The following is a 15,145-nucleotide window of genomic DNA, read 5'->3' as shown; positions in this document are numbered from 1 at the left end:
GCAGGCACCACACCCCGTTGGCCCGTCCAGAGTGGCGGGCCTTTCGCATGCCCGAAGGAGCCCACCATGGTCACCACCACGATCAGGATCAAGAACCGCGGCAAGGTCGTGCTCAGCAGCTTCGACATCATCGGCATCCACACCATGGAGGCCCCGGAGCTTCCGCAGACCGCGGAGAACGTCGCCCGATACTTCGACAGCCAGCAGGCCGACGCGCACTGGTGCACCGACTGCGACTCGCGGGTGCGGGTCATCGAGGACCAGTACGTGGCCTGGACGATGCCCGGCGTCAACTCCCGCTCGCGCAACATCGAGATCGCCGGGTATGCCCGCCAGACCCCGGAGGACTGGGCGGATGCCTACTCGCTCGCCGCGCTCGAGGTCACTGCCCTGTGCGCGGCCGAGTGGGTCATCGAGGGCGGCATCCCGATCCGGCACCTGACCGACGAGCAGATCCGCGCCGGCCAGAAGGGCTTCGCCGGGCACGTCGACGTCAACCGCGTCTACAAGAAGTCGACGCACTGGGACCCGGGCCCCGCGTTCCCCTGGGACTACTTCCTGGGCCGGGTCGCCGCGCACGTCGCCCAGCTCCGCGGGTCGACTCAGCCGGGCACGGTGCCGGTCGCGCAGGCCCCGACGCCGTCGTGGGACAACCGCGGCTACTCCCAGGAGTGGATCGCTGCGCAGCAGGCCAAGCTCATCCGGCTCGGGTACGACCTCGGCGCCGATGGCGCCGACGGCAAGCGCGGCCCGAAGACGATCGCGGCCACCACCGCGTTCCAGGCGTCGCACGGTCTCACCGTCGACGGCATCCCTGGCCCGGACACCGCGAAGGCCCTCGATGCCGCACTCGACGTACCCGCCCCGCTGTGCCGGCGGAGCCGCGCAACGCGGACGGGTCGGTGCGCCTCGACGAGGACGGCAAGCGCGGCCCGAAGACGATCGCCCGCTGGCAGGAGGTCATGGCCACCCCGATCGACGGTGTCATCGACGGTGAGGACTCGGCGCTCATCAAGGCCGACCAGCGCTTCCTCAACGGGGTCGTCGCCGCAGTGCACATCCGGGACCTGACTGGGAGGCCTGCCCTCGATATCGATGGCGACGAGGGTCCCAAGACCGTCAAGGTCCGTCAGTTCTGGCTCTACAACACCCAGGCCCCCGCCATCCTCGGCCGGGGCGCGCGCGTCGAGGACTTCGACGGCGAAGCCGGCCCGGAGACCACCAACCTGCACCAGCACGCCCTCAACCTCGCCACCGCCCGCTCGGGCCGGTACTGACAGGAGGAACCCACCATGTCTGACCGCATCGTCTCCCTGCTGCGCACCTACGTCCCCAAGGCGTGGGGCCTGGTCGTCGGCGCGCTCCTCGCCTGGCTCGGCATCCATGCCCCGTGGGCCGTCCACGTGCTCGACAGCCTAGGCATCGACCTGACGTCCCCCGCAGCCGTCCTCGTCGTCGTTGCCGGGTCTGAGTCGGCCTGGTACGCGATCTGGCGTGCGCTCGAGCCGCGTCTTCCCGACTGGATGACCCGCATCGTCCTCGGCTCCGCGAAGCCCCCGATTTACACGCCGCCCGAGGCCTGACATGGCAACCCCCGACGGCGCAGCACGCCATGAGTGTGAGGAGTGCGGCGCCGAGTACCGGTCCCAGAAGGCAGCCGAGCAGTGCGCTGTCTGGGACGTCGAGACCGACTTCTTCGACTAGGAGCCGACCATGGCGCAGTGGACGATCAACACAGCGATCGTGCTCAACCAGGCGACTGGGCAGGTTGCGATCAACCTCGCTGGGCAGCGCATCCAGGTGGTAGTGCGGGGCACCACCACCGCTTACCCGATCATCGAGACGGGGTCGCTGGACCCAATCCCGTCGTCGCTGCTGACGGTGTCCCCGATCGGTACGCTGCCGCCGTTCATCATCGAGACGGACACCCCGGAGGACCTGTACCTCGACTGGCGTGATCCCGGGTCGACACTCCAGGGAGGGATCGGCTTCGAGGAGGTCATGCGGGAGGTGGCGCTCGCGGCGCGGAACGCTGCGAGCGTGGCGAGCTCGGATGCGGAGGTGTCGCGCGCCGCGGCGCAGGCCGCGCAGGCCGGTCTTGCCGGTGCCGTCGACGCGGTGACTGCGACAGCTCTCGCGACGGTCTCGGGCGCTGTGGGCGGCATCCCCGCGCAGGTCGGTGCAGCCGTCACCGCGCAGGTGACTCCGATCGCGGCGGCCGCGCAGGCATCTGCGACCGCAGCGGCGGCTGCGCAGGTCGCGGCTGAGGGCGCGTCCTCGGCTGCAGCGGCATCGGCCGTGGGCGTGGTGCGCACCGTCAACGGCGCCTACCCGGACGCATCCGGCAACGTCACGGTCGCGACTGGGACGGGCGGGAGCGGGTCGGGCGGTGCGGTGACCTCAGTGGCCGGGAAGACAGGCGCTGTAGCGCTCGTCAAGGGCGACGTCGGTCTTGGTCAGGTCGACAACACATCCGACGCCGCCAAGCCCGTGAGCACCGCGCAGGCTGCTGCGCTGGCGGGCAAGGCGTCGGTCGTGCACACGCACACGGTCTCTGACGTGACCGGGCTGCAGGCGGCGCTCGACTCGAAGGCCGGGGTCAACAACCCCGTCAACGCGTCCCAGGTGAACGCGGGCACGGGTGTGATCTCGCCCGCCCGGCTGGGCTCCGGAACCCCCGGCGCGGGGGTGTTCCTGCGGGGTGATGGCACCTGGGCTACTCCGCCGGCGGGCGGAGGCACGGGCGGCGGTGGGGCGGTCGACTCCGTCAACGGCAAGACCGGCACCGTCAGCCTCGACGCGGGCGATGTGGGTGCACTGCCCACCTCGACCGTCTACGTGGCATCGGTCGCCGGGCGTACCGGCACCGTGATCCTCGGCGCGGCAGACGTCGGCCTAGGGTCCGTCAACAACACGTCCGACGCCGCCAAGCCCGTGAGCACCGCGCAGGCTGCTGCGCTGGCGGGCAAGGCCGACGACACCGCGGTGCTCCACAAGTCCGGGGCGGAGACGGTGGCCGGCGTCAAGACGTTCGCGGCAGCACCTGTCGTGCCTGACGGCGCATTCCCTGTGGCGAAGACCGCTGGGCTGCAGGCGGCGCTTGACGCAAAGGTCGGGGGCACCGGCATCACTGCGATCACCTCGATCACGCAGGCCGCCTACGACGCCCTCAGTTCCAAGAGCCCGACGACGCTCTACGTGATCGTGGCGAGCTGATGACGTCGATCCTCAACGTCGTCGCCCACCAGGACGACGACCTGTACTTCCTGTCGCCGGACATCCTGCACGACGTCGACCAGGCCGGGACCACAACCCCGATCGGCACCCTGTACCTCACCGCTGGAAACGCCGGCCTGACGTGGGCGTCAGGGTATGCGCAGTCGCGCGAGAACGGCGTGCGCGCCGCGTGGGCGCAGATGGCCGGTGTCGCCAACACCTGGACGACGTCGACGGTCACCCTCGCGGGCAAGGCCGTCACGGTCTCCGCGCTGGCGGGCACGCAGATCAAGCTCGTGTTCGTGCGCCTGCCCGACGGCGGCGAGCCGACCGTGCCGGGCGAGCCGGACACCGCGTCCGCGTACCTCATGCGGCTGTGGACGGGAGCGACCGCCTCGGTCGTGTCCCTCGACGGCGCCAACGAGTACACGCGGGCCGGGCTGATCGCGCTGATCGCCGCGGCAATCGACTACTACGGCGCGACCGTCATCCGGCACCTGAACCACCTGGCGCCCTACGGCATCGACCACGTCGACCACGTCGCGTCCGCGAAGTTCGCGTCGGCGGGCGCGGACGCCGCGTCCACGACCCCGGCCCGGCAGGGGTACATGGGGTACGGGCAGGAGGTCGGGCCCGTCAATGTCTCCGGGGCCGACTACACCCGCAAGATGTCGGCGGCGTCGACCTATGTGCCGTTCGACACGCAGTTCAGCCAGGTGCTCACGCAGTACATCAGTCACCAGCGGCCCGTGCTCGAAGCGCCCACCGCGATCCCCGCTCCGGGCGCGCCAGAGATCACGGCGTTCACCCAGGCGCAGCGCAACGCCCTGGTCGTGCAGGACGACGACGCGCGCGTGCTCGGCACCGCGTTCTACATCGACGGGGGCGCCGAGCCGCTGCTCGCGACCGCTGCGGCGTGCTGGCTGCCGTCCGGGTACCTGCACGGGCCGGCACGCCACTACGCCGCCTTGATGACCGCGTCGTCGCCGTCGGCGACACTGCCCGACACCTACCTCGCCGGCGGCACGGTGGCGTCCGTGACCCCCGGGTCTCTGGCGAGGATCGCGTTCGAGCGGCCCGTGCTGCTCGAGCCCGGCCGCATCTACTGGGTGACGTGGTTCTTCCCGCAGGGCGGGTACCCGTCCGCAGCGGACTTCTTCGCCACGTCGGATGCAGTCTCGGCGGCCGAGCCGCGCCTGCACGTCCCCGGCGCTCACACCGACACCGGCGACACCTACGTCACCGTCCCACCCAACGGCCAGTACAGGTACACCGACTCCGCGCTCTACGCGACACCCGGCGTCGACAACTCCTACGGGCCGATCTCGACCTGGTACGGCGTCGAGCCGGTCCTGATGTCCGCCGTGGCCGCCTCGGCGCCGCACGCCGTCGGCAACAACCACGTCAGCGGGTTCGCTCTCGGCTCAGCGATCGTGCCACGCCTCTATCTCGGCGCGACCAAGATCTACGGCGCCTGACCTAACCCGACATCGCCCCCGCTCACCCGCACGGGTGAGCGGGGGCGCTTCTTCGTGCCCGGACTTCACCCGGGACGGACGGGGATCTGGGTGTGACGATTGGTGGGCGGGCCATCGCGTGCGATGCCGTCCACTCAGAGCGCTACGGGACCGCGGTCAGGGTGGGCGGCATCGTCACGTCCGGTGGTCAGCGGCGCCAGACGTTGACGTGCTCGACGCGCAGGAGCGGAGCGCCCTCGGGGCCCTTGACATAGGATGGCACCCAGGTTGGCCGGCGCAACGACCGGCCTGGGCCTGCTGTCGCCAGTGCCCGCGCACGACCCACCGGTGGTGGTAGGTGCGGCTGGGCTCGGCGCCGTCGTCGTCCTCCCGGTAGGTCTGCATGCGGCGCAGGTCGATGATCGACACGGTCGGGGCGGGCTGCCCGGCACGTCGGGCGGCACGGGCGGCACGGCCGTTCGGGGTGACCTCACGTGGGGCGGAGACGGTGGGCTGCTGCATCAGTGTCCACGTCGCGCCGAGCACCGTGCACATCACCGCGGCGCTCCCGCTGGATGTCGCCGACGCCGATCTGAACTGCGCCACACTTCTTTCTCGCACACCTGTTCGAGTACCGTGGGGAAGATGACCGGAGAGGGCCGAGGACTGCGCGAGCCGACACCGGGGCGACCGGGGTACGCGGCCGAGTACCTGCCCGCTCCCAGCCCGCTCAACCAGCGCCCTGTGCCGTCGACCGTCTCGGTGCGACCGCAGGGGCACATCTACTGCATCGTGCGACTGGAGTGGGACGGCTGGGACGAGATGGTGCCCGGGTGGGCGATCCGCTGGACCGACACCCTGGTCCTCGTCATGATCCCGCCGCCCGGGGCCCCCTCGAGCACGCGCGAGCTGCTCCTGTGGGTCGACGCCGACGACGTCTACCGCACCATCCCCCGCCGGCCAGTGCCCTGGCGCGGGCCCGACGGCGCCGAGCAGCACGACGGCCCGCCGTCGGTACGCGACGACGCCTGAGCGCCCGTCGACGGGGTCAGAGCCGGTCGTGCTCGCCGGTCTGCGCGAGGCCGGTCAGGAGGCGGTCGGCGGAGGCTCGGGTCACGAGCCATCGGTGGGTCGTGCCGCGCTCGATGCCGTCGAGCTCGCCGAGGTCCTCGAGGTGCGCGATCGCGCGAGCCTCGAGGTCGACGGCGTCGATGTCGTGCTCGGCCGCCCAGAGGGTCACCCACTCGTGCAGCGGGCGCAGGTCGACGGCCATCACGGCACCCGGTAGACGACGGTCGCGCCCGGGCGCACCGCGAGCACGCGCCCGACGGCGGCGCGGTGCCACGCCGCCGGGTAGCCGGCCACGTCCGGGGTGCCGATCGCATCCGCGTCCGCGTCCGTCCGGTACGTGACCAGCAGCGGGTCGGGCAGCGCGTCGACGTCGGCCAGGAGCGCTTCGACGAGCACGTCGTGCCGGGCGGTCAGGAGCTCGACGGCGAGGCGGACGCCGTCGGGCACCGGCCACTCCCCCGACTCCCAGCGGTGCACGGACCGCTCGGCGACGTCGAGGTGGTCGGCCAGCCACCGGGTCGTCAGGCCGAGGCGCTCGCGGGTGCAGCGCAGGGCCGCACCGGTCATGGGGTCGCGCTCGAGCGCGCGGGGCTCGGTCATCGGGTCTCCTTCGTCTGGGTCTTCCAGTCGGTGAGCAGCGCAGCCTCCCGCGCCTTCCAGCCGTCGTCCCACGCGGCGGCGGCGCGGGTGACGAGGTCGTGTGCCTCGGCGGTGGCGCCGCGCCTGAGGTAGTACGCCGCGGTGCGCAGCGCGAGCGCGGCACGGAAGCTGGCCTTGTCCTCGCTTCCGGTGGCCCACGCGTCGCGGATGAACGCGACGTCGCTGGGGATGTGATGGGTGCGGATGGCGTGCAGCTCGGCCGACGTGTACGGGCGGGTGTCGATGTCGCTCATGGTGGGTCACCTGGTGCTGTGCAAGGTCGGTGGGGGCGGCCCCGCCCGGAGGCGGGGCCGCCGTGCGATCAGGACCTGATCGCGATGCCGAGCGCGAACTCGCGGCGCCGGGTGTCCTCGCCGCGCATGTACGCGAACTGCAGGACGTCGGCGGCCTCGTGCGAGTACTCGGGCACCCACTGCTTGACGACGGCGGCGATCTCGTGCTCCTCGCACACGATCGCGGTGCCGTCCTCGACCTTGATGATCATCAGCATCTGGTGTTCCTCCCCTCTATGGGATCCGGTCTGGCCTCGTGCCTGACCTCGTACCCACAGTCTATGTCAGGAAGTCGGACATTGGCAGACCTGGGGCTCCATCGAGCGGGTGAAATCCGAGCGGCCTCTGCGCCACCCTGACTGACCGGCCAGACCCGCGGCGCCAGCGGCCCCATGCCTGCGCGCGAGGACGCGCACGTCGCCCTGGGGAGATTGCTGACAGGATTGCTGAAGTAGGCAGATCGGCCTACGCGCGGCACCTGGGAACGCAAGAACCCCGGGTCACCGTTGCTGCTGGTGATCCGGGGTTCCGGCCTTGCTGGTGCCAGGTGAGGGATTCGAACCCCCGAAGCTTTCGCGTCTGATTTACAGTCAGATCCCATTGGCCGCTCGGGCAACCTGGCGTGGTTGGTGCGTGCCCCGCACAGCAGGGCGGGAGCAACCATAGCGCGGGGTCGGCCTGCGCGTGAAATCGCGGCGCGGTGACGGCTACGGTGGACGCCAGATGCCCGTACACCTACCCCGTGAGGAGACCCCCGTGGCTGACTCGTCGTTCGACATCGTCTCCAAGGTCGACCGTCAGGAGGTCGACAACGCCCTCAACCAGGCCGTCAAGGAGATCGCGCAGCGCTACGACTTCAAGAACGTCGGCGCCTCGATCGCCTGGAGCGGCGAGTCGATCCTCATGATCGCCAACTCGGCCGAGCGCGTGCTGGCGATCCTCGACGTCTTCGAGACCAAGCTCGTCAAGCGCGGCATCAGCCTCAAGTCGCTCGACGCCGGCGACAAGGAGCCCAAGCTCTCGGGCAAGGAGTACCGCCTGGCCGCCTCCATCAAGGAGGGCCTGAGCAGCGAGAACGCGAAGAAGATCACCAAGATCATCCGCGACGAGGGCCCCAAGGCCGTCAAGACGCAGATCACGGGCGACGAGGTGCGCGTCACGTCCAAGTCCCGTGACGACCTCCAGACCGTCATCGCGCTGCTCAAGGGCGCCGACCTGGACGTCGCCCTGCAGTTCACCAACTACCGGTGACGGACGCGCGCCCGGCGACGCTCCCCCGCCTCGTCGCCACCGACCTGGACGGCACGCTGCTGCGCCACGACGGCACGCTGTCGGCGCGCACCCGCGAGACGCTGGCCGCCGCCGAGGCGGCCGGCGTCGAGGTCCTCTTCGTCACCGCCCGCCCGCCGCGCTGGCTCGGCCCGCTGGCCGACGTCGTCGGCGGGCACGGGCGCGTGGTGTGCCTCGGCGGCGCGGCTGTGTGGGAGCTGGACACGGACCGGGCGCTCGACGTCTGCGGGTTCGCGGACGACGACGCCGCCGCGCTCGTCGCCGACCTGCGGGCCGCCGTGCCCGGCGTCGCGTTCGTGCTCGAGCGCGTCGACGGCCCCACCTTCGACGACGTCTACGCGGGCGTCGAGGCGCTCGAGCGGATCCACCCCGCGTGGCTGCGGCCGCACGTCGAGGAGACGTTCTTCGTGGGCGCGCCGCCCGTCGGCAAGCTGCTCGCCATGACGGACGCCGACCTGCGCGCCGCCCGCGCGTCCGGCCCCGTGACCGCGCCGCGCGTCTCGACGGCCGCGCAGGAGGAGTTCTTCGCCGTCGTGCGCGACGTCGTCGGCGACCGGGCCGAGCTGCACTACTCGGGCGGCGGCGGGCTCGCCGAGCTGCTCGCGCCGGGCGTGAGCAAGGAGACCGCGCTGGCGCGCTGGTGCGCCCGCGAGGGCATCGACGCCGCCGACGTGTGGGCGTTCGGCGACATGCCGAACGACCTGCCCATGCTGCGCTGGGCTGGGGTCGGCCACGCCGTCGCCAACGCCCACCCGGACGTCCTGGCGACCGCGGACGCCGTCGTCGCGTCCAACGACGACGACGGCGTGGCACGCGCCCTGGAGGCCGCGCTCTCGGCCTAGTAGCGCGGGATCCCGCCCTCGCCGAGGCCCGTGCCGCCCGCCATGCCCTCGAGGCGGCGGATGCGCTCGGCCATGGGCGGGTGGGTCGAGAACAGCTTGGCCATGCCGGCGCCGCGGAACGGGTTGGCGAACATCAGGTGGCTGACGTTCTCGAGCTCGCGCGTCTGCGGCAGCGGGGCCGCCGCGGTGCCCTGGTCGAGCTTGCGCAGCGCCGACGCCAGCGCCATCGGGTCACCCGTGAGCTTCGCCCCGTCCTCGTCCGCGTCGTACTCGCGCGTGCGGGAGATGGCGAGCTGGATGAGCGTCGCCGCGATCGGGGCCAGGATGACCATCGCCAGGCCTGCCAGCGGGTTGCCGCCGCCCTCGCGCCGGTCGCCGCCCCCACCGAAGAACATGAAGAACTGCGCCAGCGACGTGATCACGCCGGCCAGGGCCGAGGCCACCGACGAGGTGAGGATGTCGCGGTTGTAGACGTGCATGAGCTCGTGGCCCAGCACCCCGCGCAGCTCGCGCTCCGTGAGGAGGGTCAGGATGCCCTCGGTGCAGCAGACCGCCGCGTTCTTCGGGTTGCGGCCCGTCGCGAACGCGTTCGGGGCCCGCGTCGGGGAGATGTACAGCCGGGGCATCGGCTGCCGCGCCGCCGTCGACAGCTCGCGCACGATGCGGAACATCTCCGGCGCCTCGAGCTCGGTGACCGGATAGGCGTGCATCGCCCGGATCGCGATCTTGTCCGAGTTCCAGTAGCCCACGAACGTCATCACGAGGCCGATGACCGTGAACAGCCACAGGAACCGCGGCGTCCCGCCGCCCATGAGCCAGCCCAGGCCGAGGACCACGGCCCACATCACGCCGAACAGCGCCGCCGTCTTCACGCCGTTGAAGTGCTGCCTCTGGCCCATCGGTCCTTCTTCCTTCGGTGGTGCACCTGCGTGAGGAGAACGCAAAGGGGGCGACGACGGTTCCCACCGTCGTCGCCCCCTATCGTCCTGCGTCGGGGCCGCTGGCGCCGATCAGGCGTCCGTGCGCCGCTTCGCGACGGCGATCATCTCCTCGCGCGGCACCACCTTGATGCGCTCGCGGCCGTGCGGCTCGCCGAGCTCCTGCTCGTGCGCGTCCAGCAGCTCGAACTCGTGCCACTCGACGAAGTCGACGCCACGCTCGGCGAGGAAGTCGAGCACCGCCTGCGGGTCGCCGTGCGCGGCCGTCCGGCCGCCGGCCAGGTCGCCCGTGGCGACGTCGCCGCCGTCGCCGACGCCCGTGACGTCCTCGACCAGGTGGCGGATCGTCTCGGACGCGTCGGACTTGGTGTGGCCGATGAGACCCACCGGGCCGCGCTTGATCCAGCCGGTGGTGTACACGCCGGGCAGGTGGTCGCCCACCATGTCGACGACGCGGCCCTCGCGGTTGGAGATGACGCCCCGGTCCTGGTCGAACGGGATCTCGGGCAGCGGCGAGCCGAAGTAGCCGACGGCGCGGTAGACGGCTTCGACGGGCCAGTCGTGGAACTCGCCGGTGCCCTTGGCGGTGCCGTCGCCCTGGAGCGCGGTGCGCTCGGTGCGCAGGGCCTCCACCTTGCCGTCGCCGAGGATGGCGGCCGGCTGGTGCAGGAAGTGCAGGTGGATGCGGCGGCTCGCGGTCTGCGACGCCGGGTCCGTCAGGGTCCAGTCCGTGAGGGTCTTGACGACCTGCTTGGTCTGGTTCGACGACTCGATCGCGGCCATCGAGCCCTCGTCGAAGTCGTAGTCCTCGGGGTAGACGACGACGTCGACGTCGGGGACGTGGCCGAGCTCGCGCAGCTCGAGCGGCGAGAACTTGACCTGGGCGGGGCCGCGGCGCGCGAACACGTGCACGTCCGTGACCGGCGAGGCCTTGAGGCCCTCGTAGACGTTGGCCGGGATGTCGGTGGGCAGCATGTCGTCGGCGTGCTTGGCGAGCACGCGGGCGACGTCGAGCGCGACGTTGCCCGCGCCGAGCACCGCGACGGTCGTGGCCTCGAGCGGCCAGGTGCGCGGCACGTCGGGGTGGCCGTCGTACCAGGAGACGAAGTCGGCGGCGCCGTAGGAGCCCTTGAGGTCCACGCCCGGCAGCGGGAGCGGGGCGTCCTTGATGGAGCCGGTCGAGAAGATCACGGCGTCGTAGAACTGGCGCAGGTCCTCGAGCTTGACGTCCACGCCGTAGTCGACGTTGGCGAGCAGGCGCACGTCGCCGCGGGCGAGCACCTTGTGCAGCGCCACGATGATCTGCTTGATCCGCGGGTGGTCCGGGGCGACGCCGTAGCGCACGAGGCCGAACGGCGCGGGCAGGCGCTCGTACAGGTCGATCGAGACGTCCAGGTCGGTCTTCGACAGGATGTCGGCGGCGTAGATGCCGGCGGGGCCGGCGCCGACGATCGCGACGCGCAAGGGGCGGGTGCTGGTCACAGCAGGGGATCCTCCCGGATCGGGGGCGGTGCAGGCGCGAGGCGCCCGGAGGTGCTTCTCGGCCTCCCAGTTTACGGCCGACCCGGTCGGGCCCCACAGGAAGTGGACACTTGTCCCAGGATCTGGACAGGACGTTCACGCATCGGTCTCGCGACCTGGTCATCAAGGCTGGGCCTATCGCTGCGCAAGGCGGCGTGTGTCTGTGGACGGCGGCGGCGCGGCGGCGCGCGCCGCCCTACCCTCAGGAACCATGCCCGCTCCCGGCTCGACCCTCACGCGCACGCGCTGGTCCGCGCGGGTCGCCGCGGAGGTCGCGCCGCACCGCAGGGCCGTCGCCGCGCTCGCCGTCGTCGGCGTCACCTGGGCGCTCTGGGCCTCCGGGCCGGGGTGGGCGACGCCCGCCTACGTCGTCGTCGGGCTGGCCGGGGCGGCCCATGCGGTGGTCGACGCCCGGACGCACCGGTTGCCCGACGCGGTCACGCTCCCGGCCCTCGCGCTCACCGCGGGGCTGCTGGCGCTGGCCGCGGCGGCGGGCGGCGACGGCGGGCGGCTCGTGCGGGCGCTCGCCGGCGGGGCGGTGCTGGGCGGCGCCTACCTGCTGCTGCACCTGGCGCAGCGGCGCGGGCTCGGGCTCGGCGACGTCAAGCTCGCCGTGCTCCTCGGGCTGCCCGCCGGGTGGGCCGGCTGGGACGCCGTGTGGTGGACGGGCGTGCTGCCCTTCCTGCTGGGCGGCCTCGCGGCCGTCGCGCTCGTCGTCGCGCGGCGCGCGACCCTGGCGACGGCGATCGCGTTCGGGCCGTGGATGCTGCTGGGCGCGGCGGTCACGCTGGCGCTCGCGCGGGCGTAGCCGGCCACCGCTCTGCTCGGCGGCGTCGCGGCGCTCACCGCGAACCTGTCAGCGGCGGGCCGCGACCGCCCCGTAACGCCGGCGGAGCGCGCGCGTGAGCAGGACGACGGACAGCGCCAGGCACGCGAGGCCGACCAGCGCGACCACGACCCGCAGGCCCGTCGGCACGCCCGGGTACACGAACACCACGCCGGCGAGGTGCGCGACGCCCAGCGGCAGCGTCGCGACGAACGTGCCGCCCTGGACGAACCAGCCCGCGTGGTACGCCTTCACGACCCGGCAGGTGAAGGCAGTTCGGCGTACGGGGAGGCATGACATCGCCAGACCGCGGCCGTCGGGTCCGGGCACATGGAACATGAGCGTGTCCGACGGGCGCGCCCAGGACGTGCCCGTGAGCTTCTCCGCCCGATACGCCGGGTCGAGCGAGCGCACGAACGCCGTCGTCGCCAGCAGGGCCGTCGACCAGGCCAGGAGCGGGACGTGGAAGAGCGCGAGCGTTCCGGCCGAGGGTGCGTAGAGGACGACGAGGACGACCGTCAAGAGCACCGCGAGCGCCGGACCTTGAGACGTCGACACGGTGTGCACGAGCTCGTCCCACGGAGGCAGCCCGGAGTCCACCGCCTCGGTGCCCTCGATGGCCAGGAGCAGGAACACGAAGACGTGCAGCCCGACGACGAAGGCGAAGCAGACCCAGAAGAAGGCCGCGTAGAGCAGGTAGCCGACCGGCCGCAGCGCCACGGCCACGGCCGACGGCGTCGTCCCGTCAGCCGTCTGCGGCGCAGCCAGCCACAGCGGCTGGCTCGGGTTCGGGTCCCAGGGTTTCATCACACCTCCGCGACCGCCGGAGCGGGATGCTGGTTCGAGTCGATGACCGCGTCGAGCGTCCCACGGCTCAGAACGCGGAGTCCGCGATGTCGCGCAGCACCTGCTCGTCGAGGCCCGGCCCGCCCGACGCGACGACGCCGACCCCGTCGTTGACGCCCACGACCACGGTGTAGACCTTGCCGTCCACGCCCGTGCCCGAGAAGACGTACCGGTCCGCGCTCGCGTCGAGCTCGACGGTGTCGGTCATGACGTGCGAGATCGCCGCCGCCTGCTCCTGGAGGAAGGAGGCGTCGGCATCGGCCTGGACCGAGACGGTCACCTGCGGGTCCTGGCCCGCCGGGGTCTGCCACAGGCCGTCGTAGGCGTCCGACGGGTGCTTCTCCATGCCCCGCAGGACGTCGACCATGACGGAGTCGTCGTCGGTGTAGACCGTCGTCGTCTCCGGGGTGTCGGCGTCGTCGGCCGTGTCGGCCGCATGGGCGTCGTCCGCCGGCTCGGCGTCGGCCGCCCTGGCGTCCGAGGGCTCGATCGAGTCCACGACGTGCTGGAGCACCCCGCCGGAGACGCCGGGACCCGCGGACATGACGACGCCCGTCGTGCCGCGCACCGCGACGATGCCCGTGTACTCGTCGCCGTCGACGCCGGTGCCGCTGAAGGTCGCGGAGCCGTCGTCGCCCTCCGTCGACTCGAAGCCCTTGAACGTGGTGCCCAGCGACGCGAGCTGGTCGGCCACGAAGCCGGAGGCGTCGGCGTCGGTGGCGATCCCGATGGACACCCGGGACGTGCCCGTCCGGCTCTGCCAGAAGGTGGAGAAGCCCGCAGGCGCGTTCGCCTCCGTCATGCCGTCCAGGATGTCCAGCTGCACGCCGTCGGCCTCCACCGGGGTGTAGTCCGGGATCTCCACGACGTCGCCGATCTGCGCCGAGCAGCCGGCGAGCGCCAGGGCTGCGAGCGCCGCGGCGGCGGTCGTCCTGAACGTCGTCCTCACGTGTCCCCTCATCGTTCGAACAGGCGCGCGCCGGCCCAGTCCGCGCGGGGGCGCCACCCGTGGTTCCGGAGCGTGGTGAGCACCGGGACCTTGGCGTCGGCCGGGCGGATCGAGACGGCGCCGACCCACGACGTGCGGGGGCCGTCGAGGCCCTGCGTCGTCGTCCCGACGGAGCCGGCCGGGGTCATCACCACGTGCAGCGTCATCTGCCCGGCCGTCTTGCCGACCGTGCCCTTCCAGTCCCAGTCGGCGCGCGGCGGCCAGACGCCCTCCTCGTGCCGCGCCTGCGACGTGTACTCGAGGAAGCGGTACCGCGCCCTGGCCGCGTCGAGCCTGACGACCATCTTCCAGTTGGTGACGTACGACCCCTGGGTGAAGAGCGTCTTCCAGCGCAGCTCCTCGACGCGCCACCGGACCGTGACGACCGCGCCGTCGGGCGTCGGCTCGGCGCCGATCTCGAAGGGCAGGTCCGGGTCGTTGAGGTCGTCCAGCGCGGCCAGCACGGCGTCCAGCGGGGCGGGCGCGGCCGGGGTCGCGATGACGCCGGCCGCCGTCGCCCGCGGGCGGCGTACGGCCTGCGCCAGGCCCGTGCGGACACCGGTCACGGCGACGACGACGGCCCCCGCGACGGCGAGGCCCCACAGGGCGAACGCCGCCGGGGTGCTCCCGAAGAGGTAGGCCAACGTGCCGCCGACGGCGCCGGCCAGGACGGTGCCGTGCAGGACGCGGTACGAGCTCTGGGTCATGCGGTCACGCCTCGACCGTCACGGAGTCCTGGATCGTGCGGATCCACGGCCAGACGACGTCCACCTGCGTGCCGCGGGCGGTGCCGGTCACCTGGACGAGGTCCCGCACCCCGTCGTGCTCGACGACGGCGAGCCGCACCGCCTGAGCGACGGTGCCCGCGGTGGCGTCCGCCCAGGCGCACTCGAGGCGGAACCCCGGGTGCCCGGCTACCTCGGCGGCCTCGCGGCCCGCCTCCTCGTACCCGTCGAGCCCCGCGAGGTGGGCCGTCATGGCGGCGACGGTCGACTCGAGCGTCTGCCCGTCCGCCATCCGGGTGAGGACGACGACGACGTTGGGGCGGAACTTTCCCTCCTCGACGTCGGCGGCGAGGGCGAGGTGCGCGTTCGCGACCCGGAGGGGCGACCACCCCTCGGGGCAGTCGATCGTCACCGCGGGCAGCCCCGGGAACTGCGGGCTGGGGTACGCGAGCTTCATGCGTGCTGTCCTTCCAGTGGTTCCGTGCCGGTCCGG

Annotated in this window: 19 protein-coding genes and 1 tRNA gene; 9 read left to right on the top strand and 11 right to left on the bottom strand. The window is 72.3% G+C overall.

Annotated elements, in window-relative coordinates:
- Positions 1–66: 66 nt before the first annotated feature.
- From ET471_RS07975 to ET471_RS18185, 6 genes are all read left to right on the top strand, one after another.
- Entirely contained in the window at positions 67–1,071 is a 1,005-nt protein-coding gene (locus tag ET471_RS07975) for a peptidoglycan recognition protein family protein (protein WP_129187489.1), read from the top strand.
- Entirely contained in the window at positions 1,053–1,277 is a 225-nt protein-coding gene (locus ET471_RS07970) for a hypothetical protein (RefSeq protein WP_165350445.1), read from the top strand. The genes ET471_RS07975 and ET471_RS07970 overlap by 19 nt, the downstream gene beginning before the upstream one ends.
- Before the next feature lie 15 nt (positions 1,278–1,292).
- Positions 1,293–1,583 carry a hypothetical protein gene (locus ET471_RS07965; RefSeq protein ID WP_129187487.1) on the top strand — a complete coding sequence of 97 codons (291 nt, stop codon included), beginning with the start codon at positions 1,293–1,295 and terminating at the stop codon, positions 1,581–1,583.
- 130 nt (positions 1,584–1,713) lie between these two features.
- Positions 1,714–3,216 (top strand): phage upper tail fiber protein, encoded by a 1,503-nt coding sequence (locus ET471_RS07960; protein WP_129187486.1) that lies wholly within the window; start codon positions 1,714–1,716, stop codon positions 3,214–3,216.
- Positions 3,216–4,694 carry a PIG-L family deacetylase gene (locus ET471_RS07955; protein WP_129187485.1) on the top strand — a complete coding sequence of 493 codons (1,479 nt, stop codon included), beginning with the start codon at positions 3,216–3,218 and terminating at the stop codon, positions 4,692–4,694. The genes ET471_RS07960 and ET471_RS07955 overlap by 1 nt, the downstream gene beginning before the upstream one ends.
- Positions 4,695–5,318: 624 nt before the next feature.
- A complete protein-coding gene (locus ET471_RS18185) occupies positions 5,319–5,705 on the top strand; it encodes a hypothetical protein (protein WP_207207354.1) in 387 nt (128 codons plus the stop codon).
- 16 nt (positions 5,706–5,721) lie between these two features.
- On the opposite strand, the gene ET471_RS07945 is transcribed toward ET471_RS18185, so the two are convergent.
- The 5 genes from ET471_RS07945 to ET471_RS07925 all read right to left on the bottom strand — a co-directional run bounded on the left by ET471_RS07945 (position 5,722) and on the right by ET471_RS07925 (position 7,298).
- Positions 5,722–5,946 carry a hypothetical protein gene (locus ET471_RS07945; RefSeq protein ID WP_129187484.1) on the bottom strand — a complete coding sequence of 75 codons (225 nt, stop codon included), beginning with the start codon at positions 5,944–5,946 and terminating at the stop codon, positions 5,722–5,724.
- The gene (locus ET471_RS07940; protein WP_129187483.1) at positions 5,946–6,344 is read right to left on the bottom strand and encodes a helix-turn-helix domain-containing protein; all 399 of its coding nucleotides are present in this window, start codon (positions 6,342–6,344) and stop codon (positions 5,946–5,948) included. Before ET471_RS07940 ends, ET471_RS07945 begins: the two co-directional genes overlap by 1 nt.
- The gene (locus ET471_RS07935) at positions 6,341–6,637 is read right to left on the bottom strand and encodes a hypothetical protein (protein ID WP_129187482.1); all 297 of its coding nucleotides are present in this window, start codon (positions 6,635–6,637) and stop codon (positions 6,341–6,343) included. Before ET471_RS07935 ends, ET471_RS07940 begins: the two co-directional genes overlap by 4 nt.
- A gap of 68 nt (positions 6,638–6,705) precedes the next feature.
- Positions 6,706–6,894 carry a hypothetical protein gene (locus ET471_RS07930; RefSeq protein ID WP_129187481.1) on the bottom strand — a complete coding sequence of 63 codons (189 nt, stop codon included), beginning with the start codon at positions 6,892–6,894 and terminating at the stop codon, positions 6,706–6,708.
- A 320-nt stretch (positions 6,895–7,214) separates the two neighbouring features.
- Positions 7,215–7,298, bottom strand: a tRNA-Tyr gene (locus tag ET471_RS07925).
- A 134-nt stretch (positions 7,299–7,432) separates the two neighbouring features.
- Between ET471_RS07925 and ET471_RS07920 the strand changes: the two genes are divergently transcribed.
- Positions 7,433–7,927, top strand: a complete 495-nt coding sequence (locus ET471_RS07920) for a YajQ family cyclic di-GMP-binding protein (RefSeq protein ID WP_129187480.1) — start codon at positions 7,433–7,435, stop codon at positions 7,925–7,927.
- On the top strand, positions 7,924–8,808 hold the full coding sequence (locus ET471_RS07915) for an HAD family hydrolase (RefSeq protein ID WP_129187479.1): 885 nt from the start codon (positions 7,924–7,926) through the stop codon (positions 8,806–8,808). The genes ET471_RS07920 and ET471_RS07915 overlap by 4 nt, the downstream gene beginning before the upstream one ends.
- Here ET471_RS07915 and htpX read toward each other — a convergent pair.
- Positions 8,805–9,707 (bottom strand): zinc metalloprotease HtpX, encoded by a 903-nt coding sequence (htpX, locus tag ET471_RS07910; protein WP_129187478.1) that lies wholly within the window; start codon positions 9,705–9,707, stop codon positions 8,805–8,807. The genes ET471_RS07915 and htpX overlap by 4 nt on opposite strands.
- Before the next feature lie 111 nt (positions 9,708–9,818).
- Positions 9,819–11,228: an FAD-dependent oxidoreductase gene (locus ET471_RS07905; protein WP_129187476.1), complete on the bottom strand. Its 1,410-nt coding sequence runs from the start codon at positions 11,226–11,228 to the stop codon at positions 9,819–9,821.
- A 250-nt stretch (positions 11,229–11,478) separates the two neighbouring features.
- Here ET471_RS07905 and ET471_RS07900 point away from each other — a divergent pair, with 250 nt between their 5' ends.
- Positions 11,479–12,075, top strand: coding sequence for a prepilin peptidase (locus ET471_RS07900; protein ID WP_129187474.1), 597 nt, complete (start codon positions 11,479–11,481; stop codon positions 12,073–12,075).
- A 48-nt stretch (positions 12,076–12,123) separates the two neighbouring features.
- On the opposite strand, the gene ET471_RS07895 is transcribed toward ET471_RS07900, so the two are convergent.
- The 4 genes from ET471_RS07895 to ET471_RS07880 form a co-directional block, all read right to left on the bottom strand.
- Entirely contained in the window at positions 12,124–12,900 is a 777-nt protein-coding gene (locus ET471_RS07895; protein WP_129187472.1) for a hypothetical protein, read from the bottom strand.
- A 67-nt stretch (positions 12,901–12,967) separates the two neighbouring features.
- Positions 12,968–13,888, bottom strand: a complete 921-nt coding sequence (locus tag ET471_RS07890) for a hypothetical protein (protein WP_129187470.1) — start codon at positions 13,886–13,888, stop codon at positions 12,968–12,970.
- A gap of 8 nt (positions 13,889–13,896) precedes the next feature.
- Complete coding sequence (locus ET471_RS07885; RefSeq protein ID WP_129187468.1) at positions 13,897–14,634, bottom strand: hypothetical protein; 738 nt, start codon at positions 14,632–14,634, stop codon at positions 13,897–13,899.
- 4 nt (positions 14,635–14,638) lie between these two features.
- Positions 14,639–15,109 carry an LpqN/LpqT family lipoprotein gene (locus tag ET471_RS07880; RefSeq protein ID WP_129187466.1) on the bottom strand — a complete coding sequence of 157 codons (471 nt, stop codon included), beginning with the start codon at positions 15,107–15,109 and terminating at the stop codon, positions 14,639–14,641.
- Positions 15,110–15,145: the final 36 nt, after the last annotated feature.

This window comes from Xylanimonas protaetiae (assembly GCF_004135385.1).
Taxonomy (GTDB): domain Bacteria; phylum Actinomycetota; class Actinomycetes; order Actinomycetales; family Cellulomonadaceae; genus Xylanimonas; species Xylanimonas protaetiae.
The sequence above is the reverse complement of the archived record's forward strand: the minus strand, read 5'-3'. Positions and strand labels throughout refer to the sequence as shown.